Source organism: Mycoplasma sp. Pen4 (assembly GCF_014352955.1).
Taxonomy (GTDB): domain Bacteria; phylum Bacillota_I; class Bacilli_A; order Mycoplasmatales; family Metamycoplasmataceae; genus Mycoplasmopsis.
The window spans coordinates 426,245-438,724 of the sequence record NZ_CP060691.1 but is presented as its reverse complement, the minus strand read 5'-3'; the positions used below and the strand labels follow the sequence as shown (position 1 = coordinate 438,724).

The window sequence follows — 12,480 nt, the reverse complement described above, 5'->3', positions numbered from 1 at the left end:
TGATTGTGTTGATAATCCAACATTTAATTAAGTCATATAGGCACAAAAATGTATAATTTTTATATGAATCAAATAGTTTATTATGGATTTTTCATTATTCCAGAACTTATTTTCATTTGAGTCTTAATGTTCAAATTAGAAAAGTTTCGGAAAATGAGTAAATCAGGTTTTACCTTAAAAATAGGATTAAAAAGTAGTTACAAAAACATCGCTATCATCTTTGTTTTATTAATGATTGTAATGATTGCATTTATTCTTTTTCAAACAGGAGTAATAAAATTGCTAATTCCCGAAAATAACAATGCAAACAATCAAGAAATGGTTTCAAAAAATGAAATCACTTCAGTTGCAACATTCCATATGGAAAATTCTTCAAATTTAGAACCAATTGCAGATAAAAAAGAACCTAAATATGTTGAAGTAACGGAATGATACACATCATTACCATTTATCATGTTTTGTTTTGGTTTATTACCATTTATAATTGCCTTAATTTCAGTGGTTAATATCTTATTAAATTATAAAAAACATGATACATTAACTATTTCTTACAAAGAATATAAAGAGTTTGTTGAAACTCGTTTTGAAGACTTAAAATTAGACATTGATATTTCTAAAACTTATATAACTAAAAAGAATTTAACTGCTGGAGTTACAATTCAATATAAAGATTATGTAAATGGAGTTATGTCATACAAAAGATTTGGTGATGGTTTCTTTATTAAAAGAATATTTTTAAGAGCTTTTACATATGTTTATAACTCACCACAATTCTCTGAAATTATCTTTAATGATGATAAATCTAAAATGATGGTTTCTGATAATGTAACTTTGGCTTCAAAATTTAGTAATAATAAAGAATATATGATGTTTGTTATTGCTTCAATGCAAACTAACATTTCAACTCTTTATAACTATGACAAAGGTTTATTCGAAAGAAAATTCGAACAATATTTTAATTAAAAAAGTCATCTAATGGCTTTTTCTTTTGCTTATTTTTATCAATTTATCTAAATTATATTTTTTAATAAAAAATATGAGTTTTCTTGTTAAAATTTAACTATGAGTAAAAAGGCAATAAAGTTGAATGAAACAATGCAAAATGCAACATTTGACAGATTAAAGTTTTTAGCTCTAAATTCAGATAAAGAAATTCAAAAAGAATTAAATTGACTTGATAAAACTTTTAGAGACAAAGACTTTAAATACACAAAGTTTGAAACCAAGGCACCACAAGAATGATATGAAGGTGATTTTTCAACATCTAACTTTGAACAAATCAACCAATTAGAAAAGAACTTAAAAGCCTTGAATTTAGATGCATTAGAACTTAATAGTTACTTTATTGACCAATATAACTTATTTGAAATTACAGAGCAAAACAAGTTTTTGACTCGTTTTGTGTCGGCTTTTCAACTTGAAGAAAAAGAAACTAATGATGATGAAATTATAGATATGTCGCAAACCACCAGGGTTATTATCAATAAGATAGACATTTAATTGGTGTTTGCTTTTTTGTTTATTATTTTAATTTAGAAAAGGAAGGTTATTATGAAAGTAAATATTGCTATTGACGGCCCAAGTGGGGCAGGAAAATCAACAATCTCAAAAGAGATTGCAAAGCGCTTAGGTTATATGTTTATTAACTCAGGTAGTGTTTATCGTGCTATTGCTTATAATGCCAATAAAAAAGGTATTGAATCACATGAAACTGAAAAGATTATCGATAGCCTCGAAATTGGAATGATTAAATTATTACTTGGAGATGTTACATTACTTAGAGGTCAAGATATCTCACATGAAATTCGTGCAGATTACATCTCAAAAATTACACCTACAATTGCTAAAATACCTGAAGTTAGAAACTATGTAGTTGATTTAATTCAACATATGACACTAAAAAACAAAGGTTACATTATTGATGGACGTGATACAACTTTTAAAATCATGCCACATGCTGAAGTTAAAATTTTCTTATGAGCAAGCGAAGAAGAAAGAGCACGTAGAAGACTTGAACAAAATCACGCTTTAGGTTATAACACTGACTTTGATGAAGTTTTATATGAAGTTAAGCTCAGAGATGCACAAGATATGAATCGTAAAGTTGATCCATTACATAAAACAGAAGACTCAACATATATCGATTGTACAAATATGGAATTTGAAGAAGTGGTAGATCACATTTTAAAACTTGTTGATGATACTGTTAAGCAAATCCATTCTATTAAGGAGGAATAATGCATAATACAGTTGCAATTATCGGAAAACCAAATGTTGGTAAATCAACTTTTTTCAATAAATTAATTGGTAAAAAAGTTTCTATTGTTCATGATGAACCTGGAGTAACTCGTGATCGTTTATACGAAAAAATTAAATGACTTGGTAAAGAAATGAAAATCATCGATACTGGTGGTATTGAAATTGAAAACCGTCCTTTTCAAGAACAAATTCAAATTCAAGCAAAAGTTGCTATTGAAGAAGCTGATGTAATTATCTTTTTATTTGATGGAACTAGCGAAATTACAAATGACGATTTATTCATTATGAATATTCTTCGTCGTTCAGGAAAACCTGTTATTGCTGTAGCTAATAAACTTGAAGGTACGCAACAATTTGATTATTCATGATACTCATTAGGAGTTGATCATATTTTTCCTATTTCGGCATTACACGGAGAAGGAATTGGAGATGTTTTAAATTGTTGTTTAGAATATCTTGATTTTTCAAGTCAAGCTGATGAAGATCAATTTAATTTAGCTATCATCGGTAGACCAAACGCTGGTAAATCATCTCTTTTAAATAACTTGGCTAAAGAAGAGCGTTCTATTGTTTCTGATTTAGCAGGAACAACTAGAGATAGTGTTAAATCATTAATTCAAATTGATGATCGTATTTATAATGTTGTGGATACTGCTGGTATTACAAAGAAATCAAAACTTGTTGAGTCTGTTGATCATTATGCATTAATGAGAGCTATGAACTCACTTGCAGAAGCAGATTTATCATTAATTGTTTTAGATGCCACACAAGAAGAAGTTTCACACTTTGATTCACGTATCATTGGTTACGCTTTAGAAAATGAAAAACCAGTTATTATAGTAGTAAACAAATGAGACTTAATTGAAAAATCGACAAATACAATGTCAGATTATGAAAAGAAACTTAGAAACAAATTCCACTTTGTTCCTTGAGTTCCAATTATTTTTATATCTGCTAAGTACAATCAAAGACTTCAAAAGTTATATGACGCAATTAACCTTGTAAGACAAAATCTTGAACGTGAAATTAAACCATCCCTTCTTTCAAGTTTAATTATGGAAACGCAGTTAATTCAACCAGCACAGTCATGTAATGGTGGTAGATTACATATTTATTTTGCACGTCAAGAAAAAGCAAAAATTCCAACATTTACTTTCTTTGTTAATAACAAAAAATGACTTCACTTTTCATACCAAAGATTCCTTGAAAATCAACTACGTCAAACATTTGATTTCCGTGGTTGTCCAATTAAAATGAATTTTAAAAATAAACAAGGTACTATGGAATAATATTACTAAAATCACTTGCACAAAGTGGTTTTTTTGTTTTCTGTAATTAAAAATACCACACGATTATAACGTGCAGTATTGTAAAGTTAATTATATTATTTGTTTTGTGTTGGTTTGTATTCTTGTGCTTCTTTATCGAAACCTTCGAATGTAGGAATTACTAATTTAATTGTTAATGCTTTAGATGAACGAACGAATCCTTTGTGTGTTGTGTATTTTGAATCTTTTGCAACTTTCGCAACAAGTTTTACTTCTAATGTTAATGTGTTTGTTGCTTTATCAAATGTTGCAGGAATTCGTCCGTTAGGATTCTCGTTGTATCATGCATTATTATCATCTGCAGGCGCAAGTTGTGCACTACCTTGTTTTAATAAACTGTTTTCACCTGTTCAGTTTAACATGTTTCTTTTACTGCTTCATTGTGTAGTAATTGAGTAATTTTTGAAATCATATGATACATTTTTACGATGTTCTAAGTCACCAACTAAAATTCCATATGTTCCTTCTTGAGATGAGTAGTAATCTTCACCTAAAAGTTCAAATCCAAAGTTTTTAGCAGCTTTTAAATCATCAACTAATAAATCAAGTTCAGCTTCTTTTGCTGCTCTATCTCTTTCAGCTTCATCAACGGTTGGTGTTTCTGGATTTGTAGTTTCAGTTACAGGCTTTGTTGCATCTGTTCCTGGAGTTGTTACAACTTCTGTTGTTTTTTCTCCTTCTTTGTTTTTATTATCAGTTTTCTCTTCTGTTTTTGTTCCACATGAAATTGCAGCTAATGGTAATAATGATGCTGCAAATCCTGTTGGTAATAACATAAGTCATTTCTTTAATTTCATAAATTTTCTCCTTGGTTAAAGTGTAAATTTCCTATCACTTTCTATTTTTAGATTACTACAAGTTGGTTAAATAACCAAAGAAATTGATAAAATTTCCATTATTTTCCACAAATTATCCACATTTTAAGAACAAAAAAATTGAGGAATATACCCCAATTTAATTTGAATTATTATTTTTTCATTGCAAGGTGTGTTAATGTTTTAACCATAACACCTGTTGGTCTAGCGGCAACATCTGCTGTTCCGGCAACATCTAAGTGAATGTATTCAACATCTTCTGTAAATTCCTTTAAGAACATAGCAGCTGATGATGATCCACCACCAACACCTGATAAATCAGTGTTTTTTAAGTCAGCAACTACTGAGTTACGGATTTCTTTAGCAAATGCTTCATCTAATGGCATTCTTCATACTAATTCATTTGCTGATTTAGCAGCATCTGATAAGTCTTTTCATGCTTCTTCTGTTGTTGCTCAAACACCTGTGTATGTGTGTCCTAATGCAACTAAGATAGCACCAGTTAATGTAGCAACATCAACAAGTCTTGTAGCTTTTAAGTTTCTTACAGCATATGTAAGTCCATCTGCCATAACTAAACGACCTTCAGCATCTGTGTTGTTGATTTCAACTGTTTTACCATTCATACTTGTTCATACTGAATCAGGTAATGATGCATCACCATTTACACGGTTATCTGTAACACACATAATTGCAGCAACATTAGCTTTTGGTTTTAATTGTGCGATAGCTTTTAATGATGCAGCAACAAATGCTGAACCTGACATATCGTATTTCATTCCTAACATTGAACGACCTGGTTTAAGGCTGTATCCACCTGAGTCAAATGTGATACCTTTACCAACATAAACTGTTTTTTCTGTTGAATCTGGGTTTCCGTTGTATTCAATAACAACAACTCTAGGTTCAAACATACTTCCACGGTTAACTGATAAAAGAAGTCCCATTTTTTGTTCTTCGATTTGTTTTTTGTTTAATACTGTAACTTTTAAGTTATCGTATTGTGCTAAATCTTCAACGATTTTATCTGCAAGTCATTCTGAGTTACAAATGTTAGGTGGTGTAACTTGTAAGTTTCTTGCGAAGTTAACTGCTTCAGAAAGAACCACTGCTTCTTTTAAAGCTTCAGCATATTCGTTTTCATCTTTTGTTGTGAATAATGAAACTGCGAATTTTTCATCTTTTTTAGCTGTTTTAGCTGAGTAAATATCAGCATTTACATAGTTGTATGCATCAACAAATGCACGTACAACATCAGCGATTGTTAAGTCGTTTTTAACAAATGTATCAAGGTCGATTTGTACATCTCTACCTTGTGAAGCAAAGAATGATTTTGCAAATCCAAATACTGAGTTGTATTTTAATTTATCTGCTTCTCCTAAGTAAACTAATGCTTCGTTTTTGTCAAAGTATTCAGTTACAACATTATTTTTTTCAATTAATGTTTTTGGGTATTCATCACCTTTGAATACTGCTTTTAAAAGCATTGATTGATTTCTTGTTTTATCAATATTTTTAATAAACATATTACCTTCTTTCTTTAATATAGTAATTTAATACATGTATTTTACTCTTTTTTATTTTAAGTTATTTAATATTGTTTGTTCTTCTTTCGTTGTGAGCAAAGTATCTTTGTCAAATTATTAAAATTATTTGAATAAGATTAATAATAAAGAATAGTATTTGTGCTGATAAACCAATTGCAGTTGGTGCACCTAATTCTTTTGAAAATAGAATTGCTCAATATACCATTCATCCGGCGCATAGTCCTTGGCTAAATAAGAACATAATTAGTGATAAGTTTGCTACATCCCTTGTTTTTAATGTTTTATAAATTTGAGGCGATATTGCAACCACAATAAACATTGGCGCAAGGAATGAAACGATTGATTTGAAAATTTGGTTTTCAATTTCTGGTGATAATGAAAATCCAACAACAATTCCAATGTATAAGATTGTTCAAAACAATGCATTAATAATGAGTTGGGCATAATTACTTAAACCTAATATTTCTTTCTTTGAATAATAGAAATAAACACTCATTAAAATTACATTGGCAAAATATACTGTTGCACCAGCTATTTTTAATGCTAGTAAGTCAAAACCTGATGCTTTGTCATTGAAACCAAATATTGTGAAAAAGACAGAACCTCATTCAGCAATCATGATTGATTGAACTGAAAATCCATCGACATTTTTATTTTTTAGTAATTTTCAAATACCAAAAATAGTTGGGAATGGTGCTAATATCCCTAAGATTAAGGCGTAGTAGAGCATAAACTATTTTTGATTTAATAATGCGAATTCAACTAATGTTGCAATAAGAGCACCTTGTGGTTCACCTTGAACATCTGCTGTTCCAGCAACATCACAGTGAATAAAATCAACATCTTTTGTAAATTCTTTTAAGAACATAGCTGCTTGTGAAGAATCTGGTCTAACTTTTGAAGATCAGTTAGCTAAATCGGCAACTTTTGAAGATTTATTACCTTTGTTGTAAACTTCGTGCATTGGCATTCTTCAAACTTTTTCTTGCGCTGTGTTAGCGGCTTTGTTGAATGTTTCTCATTTTTCATCATTTGTTGATCAAATACCTGTGAATGTGTTTCCTAAAGCCACAAGCATTGAACCTGTTAATGTTGCAACATCAATAATTGTTGTTGCTTTTAATTTATCTGCTGCATAGTAAATTCCATCAGCAAGTACTAAACGACCTTCAGCATCAGTATCAACTACTTCAACTCATTTACCTGACATTGATTGGTAAATGTTTTCCGGTAATGAAGCATCAGCATTGATTCTGTTATCTGTAATACACATAACTGCTGAAACATTTACTTTTGCTTTTAATTCTGCAAGTACCTTAATTGCATAAGCAGCAATTACAGAACCTGACATATCGTATTTCATACCTTCCATGTGGTAACCTTTTGTATTAACACCACCAGTATCAAATGTAATACCTTTACCAACGATTGAAATGTGTTCTTTAGAACGTTTATCACCATTATATGAAATTACAACAACTCTTGGTTCGTGTGTGCTTCCTTGGTTAACTGATAAAAGAAGTCCCATACCAAGTTCTTTAATTTCTTTTTTAGTTAATGTTTTTACTGTTAAGTTTTTAATTCCTGAAAAATCTTCTGCAACTTCTGCGGCTAACATTTCTGAATTTAAGAAGTTTTCTGGTCTAATTTGGAAATCTCTTGTTTTATTAACTGCTTCAGCAATTAAAGTGATTTTATTAACTAATTCTTTTGTTTCATTATCATCATTGTTTACTAATAATGAAATTTCATTTTCTTTTTCTTTGCTATCTTTTTTGCTTTTTGTATCATCAATTGATTTTTTGAATAATTGTGCACTACCAAAGATAAGTTTTGATAAGATCACTCTTAAAACTTCTTCTTTTTCAAAATCAAATACTTCTGCAAATGATTCAACATCAATTTGGTATGAACGGTTCAATCTTGAAGGTAAATCTTCAAAAATACTTTTTAATTCATCAAGTGATTGATGTTTTTTATCAATATAAATGTATGAAACATTTTCTGATAAGTTATCTGTGATTTTTCCATTTTTTCTTGCTACATAGTTTGGAAATGCTGTGTTTTCGTATGCTGCTTTTAAAAGTGCATGTGCATTTCTTTCTTTAAATAAAACTTTAATCATTTTGTTTTTCCTTTTCTAATATATAAGAATTAATTGCATCAGCTGCTCCTTGGCGATATGCTCTAATTAAACCACCAGCTCCAAGTAGAATACCACCAAAATATCTAACAACTACAACTAAAATGTTAGTTTGGTTTTTTAATTTAATAATTTCATAGATTGGTCTACCTGCTGTGTTTTTTGGTTCACCATCATCAGAAAAACCTGCTGTTTCTGAACCATTATTGATTAGGTATCCGTAACAAACATGCCGTGCTTTTTTATGTTCTTTTCTGAGTTTTTCAATGATATGTTTTACTTCTTTTTTATCATTGATCTCGTATACGTATGAAACGAATGTTGATTTTTTAATTATTAATTCTTGTTTAATCATATATTTAAATAATTTTATTATTTATTTTGCTTTTTCAATCTCTTTTATGAATTCATTATTTGTTTCATCTGTAATCGATTCTGCTGCAGTTAAAATTGTTTTCTTATCTGCTCTTGAAAGGTGTGGAACAATAACGTCTAAATGAAGGTATAAATCACCTTGTCTATAACTGTTATCTACACCACCCCCACGAATCTTAATTTTTGTTCCGGTTTTGTAACTACTTTTAAGTTTGATTGTTTTTCGACCAAGTGGTGTAGGGATTTCAATATTTGCTTCTTTAATAATGTCAAATATAGAAACTTGATATTCCATTGCTAAATCAACACTTGAAACATATTTTCAATATTTATGTGGTCTTACAATAATGTGGCATTTGTAATCACCAACTTTGTTAGTGTTTGGAATTGGTCTACCAAAACCTTTAAGTCTAAGTGTTACACCATCTGTGTTTGTACCTTTTGGAACCTTTAATAAAACATTCTTTTGAACTTTATTAAATCTTTGTCCATCACATGTTGTACATTTTTTAACAATAGTAATTCCACTGCCTTTACAGCTCGGACATAATACTTGTTGTTGTGATACACCAAAGAATGTTCTGGCTTGTTGAAGTACATAACCTTGTCCCTTACATGAAGAACACTGAATGTAATCTCCGGTTTTAGCACCTTTTGCATGACAATCTAAACATGCTTCATATTTATTTAATTTTTTAGTGATGTCAATACCATTTACACCGTCCATAAATTTAATTTCGATGTTTTCAACGATATTGAAGTCTTCGGTAGAATAACCTGATCTTGACGATCCGCCACCCATGCCACTAAAAATCGAATCAAAGATATCGTGGAAATTGAAGCCACCTCCAAATCCACCAAAACCTTCAAAGCCTTGTCCGTCTGATGCTGAGTAACCCCCTCCCATATTGTTGGCTGCATCATGTCCGTGTGTGTCATATATTTTACGTTTTTGAGCATCAGATAAAATATCATATGCCTCATTTATTTCACGCATTTTTTCATCGCTACTTCCATCTTTTACAACATCTGGGTGATATTTTTTAGCAAGTGAACGATATGCTGTTTTTATTTCTTTTTCTGTAGCAGTTTTAGGCACTCCTAAAACCTCATAATAATCTCTTTTTTTAGACATATTTAAATTTTAGCATATTTATAGTTAATTTGCTAAATATTAAAAAATATTAATATTGATTTTATAGACCTACATCACAATAATATAAGGTATTTTGTTAATTTTTTAATTATTCATGCAGTGAGTTAAAAAGTATAAAATTATTGTATAAAAGGATAAAACATGAAGACAATAGAACAAAACAATGAATATGTCATTGAAATTGAAAATTTAAATAAAAGTTTTAAAGACAAAAAAGCACTTAATAACCTTAGTTTTAAGGTGAAAAAAGGTGAACTTTTTGGTTTTTTAGGAGTTAATGGGGCTGGTAAAACAACAACATTAAATATTATTTTAGATCTTGTTAAAAAGGACTCGGGGCTTCTTAAAATTTATGGAGCTGATATTGATCAGATAAAAGATATTAATTTAATCAAAAGAAAGATTGGAATAGTTTTTCAAGAATCAATTCTTGATGATAAATTATCAGTCTATGATAATCTTTTAACACGTGCAGCACTATATCATAGGTATTTTAGTGATTCAAAACCAGAAGCATTAGTTAAAAGTGTTGTTGATGATTTTAAATTACAAGACATCTTAAACCAAAGTTATGCGAGCTTATCGGGTGGTCAACGTAGACGTGTTGATATAGCTCGTGCTTTAATTCATAAACCAGAAATTTTGTTTCTAGATGAACCTACTACTGGACTTGATCCATCAGCTAGAAAACTAGTTTGAGAAACATTGCATAAAATTCAGAAGGAACGTAAATTAACAATATTATTAACTACACATTACATGGAAGAAGCAAATAATTGCAATTATGTAATTATTATTGACAAAGGTAATAAATTAGTTCAAGGAACTCCAAGTGAATTAAAAACAAAATACAGCTTCGGTAAGATATATTGATTCAAATCAAAAACACAAGAAAATAGCTTATTTTTAGAGCAAGAAAGAATTAATTATTGCTATGAAGATAATTGTTACACACTTAAATTTACTAATTATGAAACAGCAATAAATTTTGCTTTAAAACATTCAAGAATTTTAGGTGATTTTGAATTAGTAAAAGGTACAATGGATGATGTTTTTCTCAATGTAACCGAGTTAAAAAGAAATGTTGAGGTAAGTAAATAATGTTTGAATTATGTTGATTAGTCAAGAGAAATATCAAACTCTTTTTAAAAGATAAAAGAAGTATGGTTACAACTTTTTTCTCACCAATTATTACAATTTTTTTATTCGTTTTATTTGGCTACTATTTATTTGAAAATCAAGTAAATTTACCATCAGACACACCTAATTTAAGAGAAATTAAAAATCAATTTATTGATGGTTCGTTACTAGTTGGTTTATTAGGTATTACAACTTTAACAAGTGCGATATCACTTTCAATTTTTATGGTCAAAGATGCTGAAAAGAAAATTTTTAACGATTTAATTACAACACCAATCAAACCTTCTTTAATTCGTGCAAGTTACTTAATTGTTAATGTGCTTTTGAATATTTTTATAACTACACTATTGTACTTTTTGGTTTTAATTTATATGGCAATTAGAGGAACTGTTTCGATTATTTCAGCGTTAAAAGGTTTAGAAATTTTTGCAATAATTGTTCTTGCTGCAATGATGAATTCAATCTTTTTCGGTTTCGTATTTAGTTATATTAAAAATGTTTCAATTTTCTCAGCATTATCAGGTGCATTGTCATCAATTTCAGGATTTTTCATTGGTGCATTTATACCATTAACAGTTTTACCTGTTGCTATTCAAGGTTTTGCAACAATTATTCCTGCTACACAAACTACTTCATTACTTAGATATCTAGTATTTAGTGATATTAGTCAATTTAACGGTTTTGCATCACAATTCAATATTACATGAGCATCACTTGATATGCCATGATATGGTTCCTTAATTTATGCATTATCATTTGCAAGCATAGTGGGAATTTTAACAATAACACTAAGATATAATGCTAAAGAATCAAGATAAATAAAAAAGTCGGAATTATAAAGTTCCGGCTTTTAAATTTACGATTCCCGCTTCCTGCAAGGTGTTTTTGTATAACATTTGTAATTCATAATTAAGTTTTATATCTGTGATTTCGATGTATGAAAGTAGATTGTGAAAAGATGCTCAAATACTATGTAAAACGTATGGACTTAAAAAACTTTTTTGACCATGTTGGTTGCAAATAAACCCACCATTGTTAATTTCGAAGTTTACAAAATTTCTAGTTGATCCGCACGCAAAACATTTGTTGAATGAAGGTGAAATACCAAAGTGCGGCATTACTTGGGCATAAAAATAAGTCAAAACATATTGATTATTTTTCTCATTGAAATCATCCATGTATCTTTGATATTCTAAAAATAAATGGTTGTTATTTTGGATTCTTAAAAATAATTTTCTTAACTCAATGAATAAAGTTGAATTACTTCGATTTGTAATATCTAATGCAGTTTCTAATGTTGCTTTTTTGAGTCTTCCCACTTTTTCTTTTGAACGTGCAGCGAAATATTCAATATCTACAATTCCACCCAAAATTAAATTACTTTTGTTCTTAGAAGTTGGTTTTTCTAAGCCTTTAGCAAACAATGAAAATACACCTTTTTGATTAAAAAAAGTGACAATAAATTCATTTTCTTCATGTTTTTTAATATCCAAAACTAATGCTCTTGTAATGCTTTCAGCCATAATTTAATTGTAATATTTTTGCATTCCAGATCTAAATAAAAACATACAAAAACCACGCAAAATTCGCACCAGTTAAAAAATGTGAAAAATTCAAAAATAAGGTATTTATTTGAAAAATAAATAAAAAAAGTTTTCAAAATTAAATGATTTAGATTTTTCATTCCACATTGCAAAATTCTTTTATATCTATAAAA

At 29.2% G+C, this 12,480-nt stretch carries 13 protein-coding genes; 6 read left to right on the top strand and 7 right to left on the bottom strand.

All coding sequences use genetic code 4. The features are described from left to right. The first annotated feature begins 63 nt into the window (after nucleotides 1-63). The 4 genes from H9M94_RS01545 to der all read left to right on the top strand — a co-directional run bounded on the left by H9M94_RS01545 (nucleotide 64) and on the right by der (nucleotide 3,548). The gene (locus H9M94_RS01545) at nucleotides 64-963 is read left to right on the top strand and encodes a hypothetical protein (protein WP_187469829.1); all 900 of its coding nucleotides are present in this window, start codon (nucleotides 64-66) and stop codon (nucleotides 961-963) included. Nucleotides 964-1,062: 99 nt separating this feature from the next. Further along, on the top strand, nucleotides 1,063-1,500 hold the full coding sequence (locus H9M94_RS01540; RefSeq protein ID WP_187469828.1) for a hypothetical protein: 438 nt from the start codon (nucleotides 1,063-1,065) through the stop codon (nucleotides 1,498-1,500). Nucleotides 1,501-1,551: 51 nt separating this feature from the next. Then, complete coding sequence (gene cmk / locus H9M94_RS01535; RefSeq protein WP_187469827.1) at nucleotides 1,552-2,238, top strand: (d)CMP kinase; 687 nt, start codon at nucleotides 1,552-1,554, stop codon at nucleotides 2,236-2,238. Then, entirely contained in the window at nucleotides 2,238-3,548 is a 1,311-nt protein-coding gene (gene der, locus H9M94_RS01530; protein ID WP_187469826.1) for a ribosome biogenesis GTPase Der, read from the top strand. The genes cmk and der overlap by 1 nt, the downstream gene beginning before the upstream one ends. A 95-nt stretch (nucleotides 3,549-3,643) precedes the next feature. On the opposite strand, the gene H9M94_RS01525 is transcribed toward der, so the two are convergent. From H9M94_RS01525 to H9M94_RS01500, 6 genes are all read right to left on the bottom strand, one after another. Beyond that, the gene (locus H9M94_RS01525) at nucleotides 3,644-4,384 is read right to left on the bottom strand and encodes a hypothetical protein (RefSeq protein WP_187469825.1); all 741 of its coding nucleotides are present in this window, start codon (nucleotides 4,382-4,384) and stop codon (nucleotides 3,644-3,646) included. Nucleotides 4,385-4,554: 170 nt separating this feature from the next. Beyond that, nucleotides 4,555-5,928, bottom strand: coding sequence for a M17 family metallopeptidase (locus tag H9M94_RS01520; RefSeq protein ID WP_187469824.1), 1,374 nt, complete (start codon nucleotides 5,926-5,928; stop codon nucleotides 4,555-4,557). A 61-nt stretch (nucleotides 5,929-5,989) separates the two neighbouring features. Then, nucleotides 5,990-6,679 (bottom strand): PQ-loop domain-containing transporter, encoded by a 690-nt coding sequence (locus H9M94_RS01515; protein WP_187469823.1) that lies wholly within the window; start codon nucleotides 6,677-6,679, stop codon nucleotides 5,990-5,992. A 3-nt stretch (nucleotides 6,680-6,682) separates the two neighbouring features. After that, nucleotides 6,683-8,074 (bottom strand): M17 family metallopeptidase, encoded by a 1,392-nt coding sequence (locus H9M94_RS01510; protein ID WP_187469822.1) that lies wholly within the window; start codon nucleotides 8,072-8,074, stop codon nucleotides 6,683-6,685. Continuing rightward, a complete protein-coding gene (locus tag H9M94_RS01505) occupies nucleotides 8,067-8,447 on the bottom strand; it encodes a YigZ family protein (RefSeq protein ID WP_187469821.1) in 381 nt (126 codons plus the stop codon). Before H9M94_RS01505 ends, H9M94_RS01510 begins: the two co-directional genes overlap by 8 nt. Before the next feature lie 21 nt (nucleotides 8,448-8,468). After that, entirely contained in the window at nucleotides 8,469-9,602 is a 1,134-nt protein-coding gene (locus H9M94_RS01500; protein WP_187469820.1) for a DnaJ domain-containing protein, read from the bottom strand. A gap of 162 nt (nucleotides 9,603-9,764) precedes the next feature. Between H9M94_RS01500 and H9M94_RS01495 the strand changes: the two genes are divergently transcribed. Together H9M94_RS01495 and H9M94_RS01490 are read left to right on the top strand one after the other, a co-directional pair. After that, a complete protein-coding gene (locus H9M94_RS01495; RefSeq protein ID WP_187469819.1) occupies nucleotides 9,765-10,724 on the top strand; it encodes an ABC transporter ATP-binding protein in 960 nt (319 codons plus the stop codon). After that, on the top strand, nucleotides 10,724-11,581 hold the full coding sequence (locus H9M94_RS01490; protein WP_187469818.1) for an ABC transporter permease: 858 nt from the start codon (nucleotides 10,724-10,726) through the stop codon (nucleotides 11,579-11,581). The genes H9M94_RS01495 and H9M94_RS01490 overlap by 1 nt, the downstream gene beginning before the upstream one ends. 15 nt (nucleotides 11,582-11,596) lie before the next feature. Here H9M94_RS01490 and recO read toward each other — a convergent pair whose 3' ends face one another. Then, nucleotides 11,597-12,286 (bottom strand): DNA repair protein RecO, encoded by a 690-nt coding sequence (gene recO, locus H9M94_RS01485; RefSeq protein WP_187469817.1) that lies wholly within the window; start codon nucleotides 12,284-12,286, stop codon nucleotides 11,597-11,599. Between the last annotated feature and the right edge of the window lie 194 nt (nucleotides 12,287-12,480).